Source organism: Staphylococcus carnosus, assembly GCF_900458435.1.
GTDB classification, from domain to species: Bacteria; Bacillota; Bacilli; order Staphylococcales; family Staphylococcaceae; genus Staphylococcus; species Staphylococcus carnosus.
Genome location: NZ_UHCT01000001.1, coordinates 908,570 through 926,183, shown reverse-complemented (window position 1 = coordinate 926,183; position 17,614 = coordinate 908,570). Strand labels below are relative to the sequence as shown.

Below are 17,614 nucleotides of genomic sequence, written 5' to 3'. Positions count from 1 at the left end.
AATTATTCGTTATCATTTGATGATTTAAGACCAAATTTTTTGTTGAAACGTTCAACACGGCCATCCGCAGCAGCGAATTTTTGACGACCAGTGTAGAATGGATGTGAATCAGAAGAGATATCTAAACGAATTACTGGATATTCGTTACCGTCTTCCCATTCCATAGTTTCTGATGATGTTTTAGTTGAACCACTTAAAAATTTAAAGTTAGTTGTTGTATCTAAGAAAATAACTTTGTGGTATTCAGGATGAATTCCTTGTCTCATTATTATTTCAGCTCCTTTGCCCTGAACCATCTGGAACAGAGTTATTTGTGAGTTTTTACCCAATACTTAGTAATTATAATTGGTAGCAGTATAAATTGCAACCCATTCTCAAATTCTTCTAAAAGAAATTATTAGATAATCGGCTTGCCTGTTTTCTTACTTTCTATAGCTGCATCCTGTAATTGTTCGAAAAACTCTTTGTTTGTTTTTGATTTTTTCAATTTACGAATAAAACGTTCAGTAAAGTCAGTTGTATCACGGAACATATTACGTAATTGCCATAGACTGTCTAATTCTTTTTTATCCACCAATAATTCTTCTTTACGTGTAGAACTTCTAGCGATATCAATTGCTGGGAAAATACGGCGTTCAGAAAGTTTTCGGTCAAGGTGCAATTCCATGTTACCCGTACCTTTAAACTCTTCATAAATGACATCGTCCATTCTAGAACCTGTATCTACCAACGCTGTAGCAAGAATAGTCAAGCTTCCGCCAGCTTCAATATTTCTAGCAGCACCGAAAAAGTTTTTAGGTTTGTACAGTGAAGCAGGATCTAAACCGCCTGATAATGTACGACCACTTGGTGGAATGACTAAGTTATAAGCACGTGCTAAACGTGTAATAGAATCCATTAAAATAATGACATCCTCACCAATTTCAACTAAACGTTTCGCACGTTCTAATAGTAATTCAGCAACTTTAACATGGTGTTGCGGCGGTTCATCAAATGTTGAGTGTACTACTTCAGCATCTTCGCTTGAGCGTTCAATGTCTGTAACCTCTTCAGGACGTTCTCCTACTAAGAGGATAAATAATTTAGCATCAGGTTTATTTGTTGTAATTGCATTTGCAATTTCTTTTAATAATGATGTTTTACCTGCTTTTGGAGGTGCTACAATCAATCCACGTTGACCTAAACCGATTGGCGCAACTAAATCCATAATTCTTGTTGAATAATTAGTGGGTTCTGTTTCTAATTTGATTCTTTCTTCGGGATAAAGTGGAGTTAGAGCTTGGAAGTGGGGTCTTTTCTTTACTTCCTCAGCATTATGATCGTTGACGAAATCAACTTGAAGCAAACCATAGTATTTTTCATTGTCCTTAGGTTTTCTTACTTTACCAGTGACTTTGTCACCCAGTTTAATTTCAAAGCGTCGAATTTGGCTGGCTGAAATATAGATATCTTTTTCACCTTTAGAATAGTTGACTGTTCTTAAAAAACCGTATCCATCCGGCTGAATATCATCTAAGATACCTTCCATATAATAATTACCATCTTTTTCCATCTGTGCTTCCATGATGGCTAAAACTAATTCTTTTTTATTTAATTTACTATAATTTGTTAATTTCAACGCTTTAGCCTTTTCAGTTAAAACTTTCGTTGTATTGTTCTTGTACAACTCATGAAAAGACTCATATTGAGGAGATGTACGCACTCTTTCAGTCATGATTGACACTCATTTCATTATAGATTCGGATTAATTACTCGTGAGCAAGTAATTATACTAGACTTACTATAGCAAATTTTGATTTTAATTACAAAATCAATCTGTTCAAATAATAATATTAACTGATACATCGGTTGAATTTTTCTTAAAATAATAAAAACCAGGGAATTAATCCCTGGTTCAGAACTTAAAACATCTATTAAATTGATTTATTAATTATTCATAATAACCTGCGATTGATTTAATTTCTAGGAATTCTTCAATTCCGTAGTCACCCCATTCACGGCCAAGACCTGATTGTTTATAACCGCCGAATGGTAAGTCTGGTTTACGACCAGCTTCATTGATTTCGATTGTGCCTGCTTCAATTTCACGTGCTACTTTTCTTAAAGTATTCAAGTCTTTACCATAAACATAGCCAGCAAGACCATATTTAGTGTCATTTGCGATTTTAATTGCTTCATTTAAGTCTTTGTAAGTGATAATTGACATTACAGGACCGAAGATTTCTTCTTGTGCAATTGTCATATCATTTGTCACATTAGCAAAGATAGTTGGTTTAGCAAAATAACCTTTTTCTAATCCTTCAGGTTTGCCGACACCGCCTAATACAAGTTCAGCACCTTCATCGATACCTTTTTGAATATAGTCTTCAACTTGATCAAATTGTTTTTTACTGATAATAGGGCCCATTTGAACACCTTTTTCTCTAGGGTCGCCTACTTTAACTTGGCTCATTTTTTCTTTAGCTGCTTTGATAAAGTCATCTTTCATAGATTCAGGAACAATTGTACGTGTACCTGCTGTACAAACTTGACCCGTATTGTTATAGACTTTACCTACTGCCGCTTCAGCCGCACCATCAATATCTGAATCATCAAGAATAATATAAGGAGATTTACCACCTAATTCTAATGATACTTTCTTGAAGTCATCCGCAGCTTTTTTCATGATTTTAGCACCAGTCGGGCCGGAACCAGTAAATGACATCATACGTACTTTTGGATTTTCACTTAATGGATTGCCGACACCTTCGCCATCACCATTTACTAAGTTGAACACACCTTTTGGTACGCCGACTTTGTCAAAGATTTCTGCTAAAATAATTGCAGCAAATGGTGTCATTTCAGAAGGTTTCAACACAACTGGAGAGCCTGCTGCAAACGCAGCTGCTAATTTTAAAGATGTTTGGTTTGTTGGGAAGTTCCAAGGTGTAATTAAACCTGCTACACCAATCGCTTCTTTCACAACTAAGTCATCACCGCGTTTTTCTTCAAATTCGAAGTTATCTAATGCATCTCTTGCCTCAGTAAAGTGCGCAAGACCCATTTCGTAATGCACATTCTTAGAAACTTCAAGCGGTGAACCTAATTCATCTGTAATTGCTTCTACAATATCATCTTTTCTATTTTTATACTCTTGTACGATTTTATCTAATAAATCTCTTCTAAATTCTACACTACTGTGACGGAATTCAAGGTAAACATCATTTGCAGCATCTACTGCTTTATCTACATCTTCTTTATTGCCTTTTGCAATTTTACCTAATACTTCTTCATTAGCTGGGTTAATAACATCAAGTGTTTCACCACTTGCACTGTCCACCCATTCGCCATTGATATATTGTTTAGTTTGAATTCTCAATTATAGTCACTCCTTAGAAAATACGACTTATATTGTATATTTTAACCGTAATTTGTGATTTTTAAACGAATCTGCTCAAAACAAAAAAACAGTACATTCAAATAATGAACATACTGTTTGTTATTTATACTTCTGCTTGATTATTTTCAAGTTCTACATATTTTTGAGCCCATTCTTCCATCGGTTTTAAAGCTTCAGCCAAAGCTTCGCCTTTCTCAGTAAGTTGATAAACAATTGAGAGCGGTGCTTTTGAAATGATATTTTTATCAACTAAATCCCAATCCATCAATTCAGTTAATTTTAAACTTAACGCACGTGGCGTAATTGGTTTCAAATCTTTTTTCATATCACTGAAATGTGCTGAACTTTCGGGACATCTTGAAAGATAGTTAATAATTAATCCATTCCAACTTCTGCCGATGACTTTAAATGTTTCTTCTAAATAAGGACATACTTCCATTTAAATCACCTCTCCATGATTTACAATCATGATTAGTTTTAGTATACAAAGTATATCACAAATTTTAGAGTTTTTCACTCCAAATATCTGCACCAAGTGATTTTAAGTTTTCCACAATATTTGTGTAACCTCTATAAATATGGTTCACATTATAAATTGTAGTGACACCTTCAGCAATCAAACCGGCAACCATCAAACAAGCACCTGCACGCAAGTCACTTGCATATACAGCAGCACCATGCAATTGAGAAGGTTTAATTGTAGCTGTTCCTTGATCTACATGAATATTGCCGCCCATTTTTTGAAGTTCATCAATATGTTTAAAACGCTCAGGATAAATTGTATCTGTCACAAATGAAGGTCCATCTGCTAAGAACAATAATGGTGTAATAGGCTGTTGTAAGTCCGTCGCAAAACCTGGATATACTAATGTTTTGATATTCACGCTTTCATATGGTTTCTTACTTCTTATAATCGCGCTGTCATCATTCATTTCAACATCTGCACCTAATTCACGAAGTTTAACAGTCAAAGGTTCAATGTGTTTAGGAATAATATTCTCTAATTCGACTTCAGTACCGCATGCAGCAGCCATACACATATAAGTACCCGCTTCAATACGATCTGGAATAATTTGATGAGAAACACCATGTAAATGCTGTACACCAGTAATTTTGATTGTGCTCGTACCTGCACCTTTAATTTTGGCACCCATTCCTGTTAAGAACGTAGCAACATCCACAACTTCAGGTTCTTTCGCAGCATTTTCAATCACAGTCTGACCTTCTGCTCTTACTGCAGCCAGCATAATATTGATTGTTGCACCAACACTTACCATATCTAAGAAGATATTTGCACCTTTTAATTCGTCTGCTTCAATCTTCATAGAAGTCGGGCTTGATTCATCGATTTTAGCACCTAACGCTTTAAACCCTTTGATATGTTGATCAATTGGTCTTGGTCCTAATGGACAACCGCCCGGCAAACCAATCACACATTTTTTAAAACGTCCAAGCATTGCACCCATCATATAATATGACGCTCTCAATGACTCTACTTTGTGATTTGGTAAGGAAGCATTTTTAATTTCTGTAGGATCTACAGTCAAATTTGTATGATCCAAGTCAGTTTTAATATTTAAATCTCCTAATAAACTTACCAATGTTTCAACATCTGAGATTTGCGGCAGACCTTCCAATGTCACAACATCTTCTGCTAATAATGCTGCAGGAATAATAGCAACCGCACTATTTTTAGCACCGTTGATTTTAATTTTTCCATTTAATGGCTGCCCGCCTCTGATTTTTATTACTTCTTGAGCCATCCTTTGTTCTCCTTTTTCATTCAATCTTTAATCCTTCTTTTTACAAGTGGTTATCAAAAATAATAAACACTTACCCCACCTTCAATGACTTTTCTATTGGTCATTTTCCGATTTATTCAATCCGATAGTTTCTATTTGTAATCGCTCTATTTGATTATAATATAAAAATATGAGTTATAGTATTATCACTTCGTAAAAATATTAGTTTCCGTGATAAAACTATCTCATATAATTTATATTAAAAGTTTTCTTCAATATAAATTATGTACCTTATGATATTTAGGTTTGAACATACATATAAATTCTCGTAGTTTATTGCTTAAATCACTTTAGACATTATAGCATAAAGCACATTAGAACTGTAAAATTATTTCACTAGAAAACAATTGTAATTTGGTTGCGAAATTACTCTAATTGTATTTTATATTTTTATAGCAGTACTTCAACCTTTTTAATCTTCCTTATTGCGACGCACGAAAAAAGAGCACCTTCTAAAGATGCTCTCTTGATTAAAATGCCTAAGTTGATTAAGCGCGGTTAGAAGTACCAAACTCTTTAATTTTGCCAGTTACAGTAGCTTTGATAGCTTCACGAGCTGGTCCTAAATATTTACGAGGATCGTAAACTTCTTTATCGTTGTTTAACACTTCACGAACTGCTTTAGCAGAAGCAATTTGGTTTTCAGTATTAACATTGATTTTAGCTGTACCTAAAGAAATAGATTTTTGGATATCTTTAGTTGGGATACCAGTACCACCATGTAATACTAATGGTAAACCAGTTGATTCTCCGATTTCTTCCATTTCTTTGAAACCTAAGTTTGGTTCACCTTTGTAAGGACCGTGAACAGAACCTAATGCTGGAGCTAATGTATCGATTCCAGTTTTTTCAACCAATTCTTGACACTCTTTAGGATCTGCATAAATAACGCCGTCAGCTACAACGTCGTCTTCTTGTCCACCTACAGTACCTAATTCAGCTTCTACAGAAACACCGCGTTCATGAGCATATTCAACTACTTTTTTAGTAGTTTCGATGTTTTCTTCAAATGGGCTGTGAGAAGCATCAATCATTACTGATGTGAAACCAGCATCAATTGCTTCTTTACATTTTTCGAAGCTTGAACCGTGATCTAAGTGAATTGCAACTGGTACTGTAATTTTAAGGTCGTGTAATAATCCTTCAACCATTTTTACTACAGTGTAGAAACCGCTCATATAACGAGCTGCACCTTCTGATACACCTAAGATAACTGGTGCATTTTGTTCTTGTGAAGCTTCTAGAATTGCTTGAGTGAATTCTAGGTTGTTCAGGTTATATTGACCAACAGCATAACCTTTTTCTTTCGCATCGATTAACATTTCTTTCATTGAAACTAAAGGCATGAAAGTTCCTCCTTGAGTGCGTCGCGCACGTGATTTTTACACTTTAAGTATATCAAAATAACCCCTTAAATGCATTGCAAAAAACAATGTAAGCGGTTTTAATTGATAAATTTGTGTGAATTTTCAAATGAAAACGTATTCAATTTTTATATCGCTTTCACTTTCAAACCATTACTCTTTTTAAAGCAATGTGTTGTAATACACTACCCCAAATTTCTAGGTGATTATACATCATTCAGAAGATTGAATTACATTATTTTCTACTTTAAAATATAATGGAGAGATTAAATAGTGGAGGAACTCATGGCAAATATACTACAAACCCAACTTACTGGTATTTTCAATCGTATCAACAATCAAGCTTTAGACATACAAATGGCAGCTCAATGTTTAATTCAAGCAATCGGCGGCGAAGGAAATGTCTATGTCAGAGGATATGATGATTTAAAATTTTTCGAAACCTATATAACACAAAGTCATGAAAAATTAGAATCGAGTCGTTTATTATCTGACTTAGATAATTTTAATGACCTAGATACTACAGATCGTGTATTGCTGTTTGCACCTTTTTACACTGAAGCAGTGCAACATGATACACAGGCTCTGATTGATTTAGATGTTGATTTCGTATTGATTTGCAATAAAAATAAAGAAGTAGAAATCCCAGATCATTTATTGCATTATATTAACTTAAATACTCCTCGTCCTATTGTCTATACAGAGGATTATGACAAAGTCGTTCAACCTCATCCAATGGCATTGAGTTATATCTATTATGAGATTTATACTCAAATGATTGAAATGATACGTGACTTAGACTTAGATCCAAATGCATAAATAAACGCATCTCCTATTTTGAATGGAGATGCGTTTTTATATGTCTAATTATTTATTTTCTTTAGCTTCTTTGTATTTATTAGCTGCTTCGATAAAGGCTTTGAAAATTGGTTGCGGACGATTTGGACGTGATAAGAATTCTGGATGGAATTGACATGCAAAGAAGAAATCATTTTTCGGTAATTCAACCATTTCAATACGGCGGCCGTCTGGGCTGACACCTGAGAATACCAATCCGTTGTCTTCCATTTGTTCACGATAGTCATTGTTGAATTCATAACGGTGACGATGTCTTTCTTCGATTTCTTTTTTACCGTAAATATCATATGCCAATGTGCCTTCTTTAACTTCACTTGGATATAAACCTAAACGTAAAGTACCGCCTAGATCTTCAATGTCTTTTTGCTCAGGAAGCAAGTCAATCACTGGATACGGTGTTTCTGGATCAAGTTCAGCTGAATGTGCACCTTCTAAACCAAGTACATTACGCGCAAATTCTACTGTTGCTAATTGCATACCTAAACAAATACCGAAGTAAGGTACATTGTTTTCACGTGCATATCGGATAGCTGAAATTTTACCTTCACTTGCACGGTATCCGAAACCGCCTGGTACTAAAATACCATCTACGTCTTTCAAGAATTCTGCAGCGTTTTCATCTGTCACTTCACTTGAATCGATCCATTTGACGTTGATGTCTTTGTGAAGCGGGTATCCTGCATGTTTCAATGCTTCAACCACTGATAAATAAGCATCCTGCAAGCTTACATATTTACCGACTAGGCCAATTGTAATTTCACCATCAAGATGATTTACAACATCTAATAAATGTTTCCATTCATCTAATTGTGTATCATATTTTGCGTTTAAATCTAAACGTTTAATAACCAGGTCATCCATATGTTGTTTGCTTAATTGTAATGGAATTTCGTAAAGTGATTCTGCATCACGGCATTCAATTACATTTTGTTCTGGAATATCACAGAATAACGCAATTTTATCTTTTAAATCTTGTGTCATTTCATATTCAGTTCTGACAACGATTAAGTCTGGTTGAATACCTAAACCACGTAATTCTTTAACACTGTGTTGTGTAGGTTTTGTTTTCATTTCACCTGCTGCTTTAATAAATGGCAACAACGTACAATGGATATACATTACATTTTCTCGACTTAAGTCACTGCGAATTTGGCGAATGGCTTCAATAAATGGTAAAGATTCAATGTCACCAGTTGTACCGCCGATTTCAGTAATAACAACATCAGCATTTGTACTTTCACCTGCTAATAATAAACGTTCTTTGATTTCATTTGTAATGTGCGGAATTACTTGAACAGTACCACCTAAGTAGTCGCCGCGACGTTCTTTTTTCAATACATGAGAATAAACTTTCCCTGCTGTAACGTTTGAATATTTATTTAAGTTAATATCGATAAAACGTTCATAGTGGCCTAAGTCTAAATCTGTTTCCGCGCCATCATCTGTTACGAAAACTTCACCGTGTTGATAAGGACTCATTGTACCTGGATCCACATTCAAATATGGGTCGAATTTTTGAATAGTGACAGAAAGACCTCTGTCTTTTAATAATCTGCCTAAAGACGCTGCAGTAATCCCTTTACCTAATGAGGAAACAACCCCACCAGTTACAAAAATGAACTTAGTCATGTTTTTATATCCTCCTACTATTAATCACAAATTAATTTACTTATATATTTGTCTATGCTTCTTTTTATCTTAAGACAATACCTATCCGATATTTCTGTCTTAATTGCTGATTCACCTGTTTAAAAAAATTAAAAAACGCTCCCTCTCACATCACATGTAAAGGGGGAGCGTATGGTTTATACACGTTGTCCTAATTAAAGGAGCCCGAATAAAATTTTATCATTTTTACAGAAAAAGTCAATTAAATTTTATCGTCGTCCGGATCATCGTTGAAGTCTTCTTCTTCTTCGAATAATTGTTCCGCTTCATCCATTTCATCTTTGTCTTCTTCGATAACGATATCAGAATCGTTGATTTCCTCTTCGTCTTGAGGATCATCTAAATCTTCATCGTCGTCTTCAGCATCTGCTTCTGCTGTTTCTTGGTCATCGATTTCTTCCTCTTCTTCACCAAGAAGTTTAAGATTTTTATCTTCTTCGTCATCTTCATCTAAGATGTCGAATTTTTGGATTGTCGGTGCGATTTTTTCTTCAATATCGTCTACTGAATACCAATCACGTAATCCCCAGTTGTTTTCTCCAACATTAAGGAAGCGGCCATCAGTATTTAAGTCAGTATAGAATTGAACAATACGGTTTTCTAAATGTTCATCATCTTCATAATGACCTAATGCTTTAAATTCATCAATAATATCATACAAGTTCATTGTAGTGCCTTTTTCTTCTAATAACGTATGAGCCATATCGATAAATGATTTTTCGTCTACCATTTCTTTTGTGTAGTCTTGAATTTTCATTATTTAATAACTTCCTTTCAAAGGCTTTCTTTATCAGTCTATTCATAAAATTTCTTGATATCCATGTTAACAAAATTAAATTATAAATGACAATATCGCTTTTCGCAATGGCATTGCATTACTTTCTCTTAATAGACAATATATTTTTCATATTTCACATAGTCGTTCGTTTGGAGTGTTTCGACAAAATTACTATTCATGCATAACGGCTTCAACTCATTATGTTCTCCAAATAGAATAATATCTAATGCATTAATCGTAGGATAATTTTTTCTTACATATGTTGCAAGCTGACGCAATGCACTTTCAGCAATACCTTGATTACGAAATTGTTCGTACACCTCTATACCACGTATATGCATTCTGCTATTTGTTGCTTGCAAAGCAATAAAACCTACTTTTTCACCATCAAGAACAAGATTCACAGTATCTATTTCCTTATCAGGTTGCGCTTCTGGCGCAATCAGTTTTAAGGATGATACATACTTTGAATCTAAATCTAAATAATAAAGACGTTCTTTTCCGATCGGCCCTTCTTCTTTCGTAGCTGCATGCATAAAACCTGCGCGTTCATATACATTCCAAGCGGCCTGATTTTCTGCATCTACAACTAAATAGAGATGATTGAAATCGCTATAAAGTGATTGCACATAATCTGGAAGGTTCATCATAATTTTAGTACCATATCCATTTCCTTGGAATTTTTCATTAACTGATAATGAACGAATATACACTACATTTTCAGGTGTATCATACCCTTCATGTTGATAATATTGGTGTAAGACAAAAAAACCAATCACTTCTTTATCTTTATTAATTGCGATATTCGCAATACGGTCCTCATCCTCTAAAGCATCTTCCAACACTTGTATGGGTAGAGATGAATATATTTGTTGGCGTTCTGATAGTTCAAATTCTAAAACATTATGATAATACTTTTGTTCGTATGGCTGGATGGTAATATCGTCATATTGTTTTCTGTGTTTCATTTAATTATCCCCTAGTCATTTCTTTTAGTCTTCACATTCGTTAATCTGTTTGTGTTGAAAGTACCCTATTTTCATTTTAAGAAACAGTTCATCAGCCAGTTAATACCAAACTGATCTTTAACTTGGCCGTGCATCGAATTAAAGAATGTTTTAGCAAGCGGCATATGCGGATCCCCATTATCACTTAAAGCATGATACACACGTTGCTCTTCTTCTAAATTATCAAAAGTCAGAATTAAATTTACGTTATCATTACTGAATGGTTTTCCATAGTTACTCGATAGATGTATAACAGTGCTTTCATTGATTTGAACTTCAGCATGCAAAATTTTATCTTTTTGCTGATTGAGTATGATAATTTCTCCACCAAATATGGAATTATAAAAATCAGCTGCTTTTTTAACATCATTTACGATAATATAAGGACTTAATTGCATTATTTATCCCCCTTAACTTTGTTTTTTCTTTTCCATTTGATTATACTATTAATGATTATGAGATATACATACTTATGAGGTGAAATTTATGAAAATCGGTATTGATGCTGGCGGGACTTTAATTAAAATTGTAGAAATCAATAATGGTGAACGTACATTCCGCACTGAACTTTCTTCAAATTTAGATAAAGTAGTAGATTGGTTGAACAATCAAACGTGTACTAATGTAACTTTAACGGGTGGTAAAGCTAAATTAATACAAAGTCAATTAAACTTTCCTTCACAAGAATTTGTGGAATTTGATGCTTCTTCTAAAGGACTTGAGGTTTTATTAGAAGAACAGGGACATTTCTTAGATAATTATATTTTTGCGAATGTCGGAACCGGTACGTCATTACACTTTTCTGATGGTAAATCACAAAAACGTGTAGGCGGTATTGGTGCCGGCGGTGGGATGATTCAAGGCTTAGGTTACCTGTTATCTGGCCTTTCAGACTATACTGAACTTACTGATACAGCACAACAAGGTGATAGAGAATTTATTGACTTGAAAGTCAAACATATTTATAAAAACAGTGAACCTCCAATTCCTGGAGATTTAACAGCTTCTAACTTCGGACATGTTCTGCATAACTTAGATAAAGAACTATCTGCAGCTGATAAATTAGCTTCTGTAATGGGTGTTGTCGGCGAAGTTGTAACAACAATGGCGATTACGCTAGCACGTGAATTCGATACTGAAAACGTAGTATATATCGGTTCTTCATTTAATAACAATCCGCTTCTCCGCAAAGTAGTAGAAGACTATACAGTTTTACGCGGATTCAAACCATTCTATATCGAACACGGCGCCTTTTCAGGTGCACTCGGTAGTGTCTATTTAGGGGCTGAGTAAAAAAATCCGCGACCTATAATCAGGTTGCGGATTTTTCTTTTAATATGAAAGTTCATTTTTTAAAGTTTGCGCAGAAACTATTGTACCAACAACGCCAGGTTTGAGATTAATTCCTACACCTTCATCATTGTCTCTCAATTTTTCTAACCAGTCGCTGAAAACTTCACCTTCTACTTCGCGAACTTCGCATTCTTCAAAATCTTCGTCGCGTACTTTTTCAGCAGATTTGTAATCACTCCATACTGGCATGATATTCGGCTTGCTTTCACCATTTTCACTGATGATAATAAAATGCTTACTGCCTTTGTCTGTTAATCCATAGACTTCATCAGTGCTTGCTGTAATACGTGAAAACTCTACAGTACGAATACGATCAAGTTCAGTCATTAATTCTTTTGTGAATTCATAAATATCAATAAAATGACCTTTTACAGTATCCGTAACATTAACAAGTACTTCATCGCCTTTATCGAATAAATCATCCATTTCACTTGTTACAAAACGATCGATGTCGCGTGAAATAATTTTATCATAACTTTGATGATTATCTTTAAAAAACTCTTCTGCTAAGCTTTTCTCAGTCCAAAAGCAAGGATAATTTTTGCCATCTACTTCTTTTCTTACCATTTTCTTGTCCTTGATAGCAATATAGTAAGTTTCATTTACAAGTAAATCCTTAAAAAATGATTCGTGTTTATAATCCATAACAAACCCACTTTCTCTATTGTTGTTTATCATCCCAAATATATGATAATATCTCATATCAGTCAATGTAACATTATTGAATATAACTAAATAAACCAACAGAATAAACTGCTGGTTTATTAATATTCTTCATTATTCTAATTCTTTTAAGAATGCACGTTCATTGAGTTCAACTTCTTCACGACTGCTGCCATGCCAGATACAAGCAAAGCGAGAATTCACTTTATTCTTACCATACCAATCTCCGTCATAATAAGACAATGGATAAATTTTACCTTGTCGTACATACTTCATTATCGTACGGAAAAATTTTGTATTGTCACCATTTGCGAAGTAACTATAAAATTTATGGTTAGCACCAGATAATTCATCATCCAACAACAACATACTTGTTGAACCATTTTGACGGAAGTTCAAATCAATTGCATAAACATCTCCATATTTATCAAACAGCAAATCAAAACCGCCAACACCATAGAAACCTTTATCAATACCGATTTCCATGATTTCTCTACCCGCTTCAATGACAGCTTGCGGTACTTCATCAACTGGCACGCTTTGGTTACCATTATAGAAACCATATTTATTCGTTAACTGTTCAGTTGTACCTAAATATTTCAAACCTAATTGTTCAGAATAAGCAAACTGAACACAGTAGTTGGCAATTGCCTCGATTTTTTGTTCAATAATAATTGTGTCTGTCTCTTCAACTGCATTATTAATTCTTTTGATGGCTTTGTCTAAATCTTCTTCGTTATAACAAATCATCACACCATATCCACCAGCTGTCGGCAAATCATCACCAGGTTTCAAAACAAGCGGGAAATCCCAATCTCGCACAGCTGCTTCAAATTCTTCTATTTCTACAATTTGACGTTTAGGCAGATATTTACCAGCCGTCCATTCAGGTATACGCGCTTTGTTATTCAATGCAACATACACATCTTTATCGAGCGCATAATCTTCTTTAGCTACTAAATCTTCGCTATGCACATATTGGAAATAGATTTTTTTGTGATCTTCTTTTGTTAATGATTGCAATAAATGTTCATAACTTGCTTGGTTATGAAACTTATAGACATTATTAGGTACTTCTTTGCCTACTTCATCAAAGAGTTGTTTGAGTTTATCTGTGACACTCGCTTCATGGACAATAACTGGCATTTTATTGGCGATTAATAATTCACGTCCAGTTAAAAAGTTAGATTGATGTTCATCTGGTTCCAACCATGGATTTGAAACATATGAAGGTCGAGATGTATAGACAATATCGTCCTCATATAAATCACTTAACGTTACTTTCGGCTGTTCAGAATGCTTACGGAATTCTTTCAGTGAAGCTTTTTTCACTTTGCGCACATGTTGTTCTTTGATTTCTCTTAATAATTCGTTATTAGAAATCAAATCTAGCGCCATACGCGTTAAAATTGTTGCACCTTTGATTAATGCGCTGTCACCATGCTCACTCGCTGCAGCTTCTTTAAATTTATAAGTATGCCCGACTAAGTTGCTTGGTCCAATTTTAATATGCGCATGCAATGTCGGTACCACATGGCTGACATTACCTGTATCTGTTGAACCATATCCAAAATCATCTTCACTAACTTCTTCTCCATACTTTTTAGCATAATAAGCAAATAGTTCATCTAATGTAGGAGTCAAAATAAATTCGTTCACACCATTTTGAATAGGTTTGCATTCATAATCACAGCCTGTTTGTACAGCTGCCCCTTGTGCAATTTGACCTACACGTTTTGTTAAAAAGTCTAAATCTTTTCTTGTTCTTGATCTCGTATAAAAACGTGCATGTGTAAAATCAGGAATGATATTTGCAGCTTGGCCTCCATCTAAAATGACACCATGCACACGTTCACCCTTTTTAATTTGCTGTCTAAGTTGTGCAATACCATTAAAGAAACTGATCATCGCATCTAATGCATTGATTGCCTCATCTGCATTTTCTGATGCATGTGCACTACGTCCGTAAAACTTAATATCTAATACATCTACTGCTAATGTATTAATTGTTTTATACGTTTCGTTCCCTGGATGCAGCATTAAAGCAACATCTAGTTGATCAATGACACCTGCTTTAACATAACTTGCCTTGGCACTTCCATTTTCGCCGCCCTCTTCTGCAGGACAGCCGAGCACAACTACTTTGCCTCCTACTTCGTCAATCACTTCTTTCAAAGCGATACCTGCTAAAACACTTGTTGTTCCAATAACATTGTGACCGCATGCATGTCCAAGACCTGGCAATGCATCATATTCAGCAAGGAAGCCAATAGTGGGGCCTGGTTTATGACTATTATATTCAGCAATAAAACCAGTTGGGTGTCCTGCAATATCTTGTTCAATTTCAAATCCATATTTCGTGAGTTCTTGCATTAATAAACCAGAAGCGAATACTTCTTGGTTTCCTAATTCCGGACGTTCATGAATTCTATGACTAATATCTATAAATTCTGACTCTTTATTTTTAATAAATTGTTCAACTTGTGTTTCAACTGACATTTCACATAGCTCCCTTTATTCAAAAGTTATAAATCTGTTGAGCATTGAAAGATTCTGGGAACTCTCGTTTATAGCTTTCAATCTCATGATTATATCTTTATCAGTAAAATCGATTAATAAACATTTTAATGCTTTTTCTAGGCTTTGTCATTACTTTTTCGAAAATTTAATAAATTTATCCCGAGTAAACTTATCAACTTAAACCGTAAAATTGAGCCATACAAATTGTAAAAGTGCCTTTTGCTTGTTACAATTAATACAAAGAACTAGAGGAGGATTTACGTTATGCCAAAAATGAACGTTGAAAGTTTCAATTTAGACCACACTAAAGTTGTTGCACCATTCGTACGTTTAGCAGGAACAGTAGAAGGCGCAAACGGCGATGTAATTAAAAAATATGATATTCGTTTCAAACAACCTAATAAAGAGCACATGAAAATGCCAGGATTGCATTCTTTAGAACATTTAATGGCTGAAAATATTAGAAACCATACTGATAAAGTGGTTGATTTAAGCCCTATGGGTTGCCAAACAGGATTTTATGTATCTTTAATCAATCATGATGATTATGAAGATGTTTTGAATATTATTGAAGCAACTTTAAAAGATGTTCTTGCAGCAGATGAAGTACCAGCATGCAACGAAGTTCAATGTGGTTGGGCAGCAAGTCACTCACTAGAAGGTGCGAAAGAAATTGCTCAAGATTTCTTAGACAAAAGAGATCAATGGGATAAAATTTTCAGTGAATAATACGTGGTTTAATAATAAGTAAATAAATAGAGACTCCGGTAGTGAAAAATCATTTCATTATCGGAGTCTCTATTTATATTAAAAAGGATATCTAAATAACAGTCTTTTTAAAATTCTATTATTGTTGCATTTCATCCTTCTTATAATACAACTTTTTTATTTATGGCGTGCTTTTTCAGTGAGTTGATATAATTTATAAATCAATGGGCGTACAGGTTTTATAAAGTCTCCAATATATTCTTCAATATATGCATTGAAACCTTCTTTAAATCTTTGTACCCCATAATCCTCTGCGTTATCAGAAAAATCTCCAGTAACACCATAAAAATTATAACGATCTATATGATTCTTTTTAGCAAATTTAATCATTTCCCATTGAAGTCTATAAGCGCCCATGAATTGGTTATATTCTGGGTTAGAACCACTTGATAAATAATAAACTTCATGTTCGTTGTACAAATATAATGCTGCCGCAAGATTTAAAGTATCCCCTTTTGTCTTTATTAAATCTTTCGTTTCATTTATTTTACGATTATTACTCGCTTCTTGTTGTTTGAGTTGATTCAATTTACTTTTTGTCTTTTTGGAATTAGGACTTTCCTCTAATTTAGCATTAATTTTATTCAACTCTGAGACTAACTCGTTCTGTTTCTCATTTAATTTATTTAAATAGTTATGTAGATCAACATAAGCCATTTTTAAGAATGCACGATTTCCATAGGTATGTTGCATTTGTTTAAAGTATTCTAATTCTCGAAATTTAAACCCATGCTTTTCCTCTGCCATCCTGAATAATTCAAAAAATGCAGGTGTTTCATCTATAGATAAAGTTCTGACCTGCACACCCATTTCGTATGTTTTTTTAATATTTCTGCGTGTTTGATAGTCCATCTCATTTAATATTTGTGTTTCCGTTTTGTCTTTTAAATCCAAAACAGATAACCATCTAATTTGGCTCATTTGAGAATAGCCTGTTGAATATCCTTGATGAATATAGCCTAGTTTTGCTAATTCTTTTATTAATACCTTGTTATTATACTTATCTATAATTTCTCCGTCTGTCTCTCTAATGCTTTCAAGTAGATACGGGTCTACCAATACATAAATACATTTAAGTTTTCTTAAATATTTAGTAAGGGAGGCGAAAAAATATTTCACTAATTTCATGTCACTATAATCCATTACAGGGCCTCTGTGAGTATAGAAATATCTAAAATATCTTAAACATCTTGCCTCAGTTAAAAGACAAGCTGCAATAACATTATCACTGCTATCTTTGACTCCAACTAAATGGCTATCCTTTTGATTTATGTTTCTATATTGAAAATGCCTTGAATATTGCGTGTAGTGGAAAAATTTTCTTTAGTAAATTGTTGAAATTCTTCTGCTGTCAATGTTGTAAAATACATGCTGTAACTCCTTTGTTGATTTAACATCTCTTTAAGATTACCACTGTTTTATAAAGCGTACAATATAGTAGCCTAAAATATTCA

15 protein-coding genes and 2 pseudogenes are annotated in these 17,614 nt (G+C 34.1%); 3 read left to right on the top strand and 14 right to left on the bottom strand.

Going from position 1 to position 17,614, the window contains the following annotated elements:
• Positions 1-2: 2 nt before the first annotated feature.
• The 6 genes from DYE31_RS04235 to fdaB all read right to left on the bottom strand — a co-directional run bounded on the left by DYE31_RS04235 (position 3) and on the right by fdaB (position 6,527).
• Positions 3-266, bottom strand: coding sequence for a type B 50S ribosomal protein L31 (locus tag DYE31_RS04235; RefSeq protein WP_015900869.1), 264 nt, complete (start codon positions 264-266; stop codon positions 3-5).
• Between the two features lie 131 nt (positions 267-397).
• Positions 398-1,714, bottom strand: a complete 1,317-nt coding sequence (rho, locus tag DYE31_RS04230) for a transcription termination factor Rho (protein ID WP_015900870.1) — start codon at positions 1,712-1,714, stop codon at positions 398-400.
• Positions 1,715-1,930: 216 nt separating this feature from the next.
• Positions 1,931-3,358 carry an aldehyde dehydrogenase family protein gene (locus DYE31_RS04225; RefSeq protein WP_015900871.1) on the bottom strand — a complete coding sequence of 476 codons (1,428 nt, stop codon included), beginning with the start codon at positions 3,356-3,358 and terminating at the stop codon, positions 1,931-1,933.
• 124 nt (positions 3,359-3,482) lie between these two features.
• Positions 3,483-3,818, bottom strand: coding sequence for a winged helix-turn-helix transcriptional regulator (locus tag DYE31_RS04220; RefSeq protein ID WP_015900872.1), 336 nt, complete (start codon positions 3,816-3,818; stop codon positions 3,483-3,485).
• 64 nt (positions 3,819-3,882) lie between these two features.
• The gene (locus DYE31_RS04215; protein ID WP_015900873.1) at positions 3,883-5,142 is read right to left on the bottom strand and encodes a UDP-N-acetylglucosamine 1-carboxyvinyltransferase; all 1,260 of its coding nucleotides are present in this window, start codon (positions 5,140-5,142) and stop codon (positions 3,883-3,885) included.
• Positions 5,143-5,669: 527 nt separating this feature from the next.
• Complete coding sequence (gene fdaB, locus DYE31_RS04210; protein ID WP_015900874.1) at positions 5,670-6,527, bottom strand: class IIb fructose-bisphosphate aldolase FdaB; 858 nt, start codon at positions 6,525-6,527, stop codon at positions 5,670-5,672.
• 303 nt (positions 6,528-6,830) lie between these two features.
• On the opposite strand from fdaB, the gene DYE31_RS04205 reads away from it, so the two are divergent.
• Positions 6,831-7,364, top strand: a complete 534-nt coding sequence (locus DYE31_RS04205) for a DUF2529 family protein (protein WP_015900875.1) — start codon at positions 6,831-6,833, stop codon at positions 7,362-7,364.
• A 48-nt stretch (positions 7,365-7,412) separates the two neighbouring features.
• Here the strand turns inward: DYE31_RS04205 and DYE31_RS04200 are convergent, their stop codons facing one another.
• From DYE31_RS04200 to DYE31_RS04185, 4 genes are all read right to left on the bottom strand, one after another.
• Positions 7,413-9,032 carry a CTP synthase gene (locus tag DYE31_RS04200; protein ID WP_015900876.1) on the bottom strand — a complete coding sequence of 540 codons (1,620 nt, stop codon included), beginning with the start codon at positions 9,030-9,032 and terminating at the stop codon, positions 7,413-7,415.
• A 241-nt stretch (positions 9,033-9,273) separates the two neighbouring features.
• Entirely contained in the window at positions 9,274-9,828 is a 555-nt protein-coding gene (rpoE, locus tag DYE31_RS04195) for a DNA-directed RNA polymerase subunit delta (protein ID WP_015900877.1), read from the bottom strand.
• Between the two features lie 128 nt (positions 9,829-9,956).
• Positions 9,957-10,817, bottom strand: coding sequence for a GNAT family N-acetyltransferase (locus DYE31_RS04190; protein ID WP_015900878.1), 861 nt, complete (start codon positions 10,815-10,817; stop codon positions 9,957-9,959).
• A 71-nt stretch (positions 10,818-10,888) separates the two neighbouring features.
• Positions 10,889-11,254, bottom strand: coding sequence for a VOC family protein (locus tag DYE31_RS04185; RefSeq protein WP_015900879.1), 366 nt, complete (start codon positions 11,252-11,254; stop codon positions 10,889-10,891).
• 88 nt (positions 11,255-11,342) lie between these two features.
• Between DYE31_RS04185 and coaW the strand changes: the two genes are divergently transcribed.
• Positions 11,343-12,149, top strand: a complete 807-nt coding sequence (coaW, locus tag DYE31_RS04180; RefSeq protein ID WP_015900880.1) for a type II pantothenate kinase — start codon at positions 11,343-11,345, stop codon at positions 12,147-12,149.
• Between the two features lie 39 nt (positions 12,150-12,188).
• On the opposite strand, the gene DYE31_RS04175 is transcribed toward coaW, so the two are convergent.
• From DYE31_RS04175 to DYE31_RS12875, 3 genes and pseudogenes are all read right to left on the bottom strand, one after another.
• Positions 12,189-12,854 carry a DUF2750 domain-containing protein gene (locus DYE31_RS04175; RefSeq protein ID WP_015900881.1) on the bottom strand — a complete coding sequence of 222 codons (666 nt, stop codon included), beginning with the start codon at positions 12,852-12,854 and terminating at the stop codon, positions 12,189-12,191.
• A gap of 132 nt (positions 12,855-12,986) precedes the next feature.
• The gene (gene ldmS / locus DYE31_RS12880) at positions 12,987-14,189 is read right to left on the bottom strand and encodes an L-aspartate--L-methionine ligase LdmS (protein WP_231839073.1); all 1,203 of its coding nucleotides are present in this window, start codon (positions 14,187-14,189) and stop codon (positions 12,987-12,989) included.
• Positions 14,190-14,213: 24 nt separating this feature from the next.
• Positions 14,214-15,371, bottom strand: a pseudogene (locus DYE31_RS12875) (M20 family metallopeptidase); the annotation flags it as partial.
• Positions 15,372-15,656: 285 nt separating this feature from the next.
• Between DYE31_RS12875 and DYE31_RS04165 the strand changes: the two are divergent.
• Positions 15,657-16,121, top strand: a complete 465-nt coding sequence (locus DYE31_RS04165; protein ID WP_015900883.1) for an S-ribosylhomocysteine lyase — start codon at positions 15,657-15,659, stop codon at positions 16,119-16,121.
• A 156-nt stretch (positions 16,122-16,277) separates the two neighbouring features.
• Here DYE31_RS04165 and DYE31_RS04160 read toward each other — a convergent pair.
• A pseudogene (locus DYE31_RS04160) lies at positions 16,278-17,530 on the bottom strand (aminoacyltransferase).
• Positions 17,531-17,614 lie beyond the last annotated feature (84 nt).

What these genes read in the sequence shown, in the direction of transcription:
- fdaB (WP_015900874.1), bottom strand. Translation starts at nt 6,527, where the DNA reads ATGCCTTTAGTTTCAATGAAAGAAATGTTAATCGATGCGAAAGAAAAA.
- rho (WP_015900870.1), bottom strand. Translation starts at nt 1,714, where the DNA reads ATGACTGAAAGAGTGCGTACATCTCCTCAATATGAGTCTTTTCATGAG.
- DYE31_RS04185 (WP_015900879.1), bottom strand. Translation starts at nt 11,254, where the DNA reads ATGCAATTAAGTCCTTATATTATCGTAAATGATGTTAAAAAAGCAGCT.
- DYE31_RS04190 (WP_015900878.1), bottom strand. Translation starts at nt 10,817, where the DNA reads ATGAAACACAGAAAACAATATGACGATATTACCATCCAGCCATACGAA.
- DYE31_RS04165 (WP_015900883.1), top strand. Translation starts at nt 15,657, where the DNA reads ATGCCAAAAATGAACGTTGAAAGTTTCAATTTAGACCACACTAAAGTT.
- DYE31_RS04175 (WP_015900881.1), bottom strand. Translation starts at nt 12,854, where the DNA reads ATGGATTATAAACACGAATCATTTTTTAAGGATTTACTTGTAAATGAA.
- DYE31_RS04235 (WP_015900869.1), bottom strand. Translation starts at nt 266, where the DNA reads ATGAGACAAGGAATTCATCCTGAATACCACAAAGTTATTTTCTTAGAT.
- DYE31_RS04215 (WP_015900873.1), bottom strand. Translation starts at nt 5,142, where the DNA reads ATGGCTCAAGAAGTAATAAAAATCAGAGGCGGGCAGCCATTAAATGGA.
- DYE31_RS04205 (WP_015900875.1), top strand. Translation starts at nt 6,831, where the DNA reads ATGGCAAATATACTACAAACCCAACTTACTGGTATTTTCAATCGTATC.
- DYE31_RS04220 (WP_015900872.1), bottom strand. Translation starts at nt 3,818, where the DNA reads ATGGAAGTATGTCCTTATTTAGAAGAAACATTTAAAGTCATCGGCAGA.
- coaW (WP_015900880.1), top strand. Translation starts at nt 11,343, where the DNA reads ATGAAAATCGGTATTGATGCTGGCGGGACTTTAATTAAAATTGTAGAA.
- DYE31_RS04200 (WP_015900876.1), bottom strand. Translation starts at nt 9,032, where the DNA reads ATGACTAAGTTCATTTTTGTAACTGGTGGGGTTGTTTCCTCATTAGGT.
- rpoE (WP_015900877.1), bottom strand. Translation starts at nt 9,828, where the DNA reads ATGAAAATTCAAGACTACACAAAAGAAATGGTAGACGAAAAATCATTT.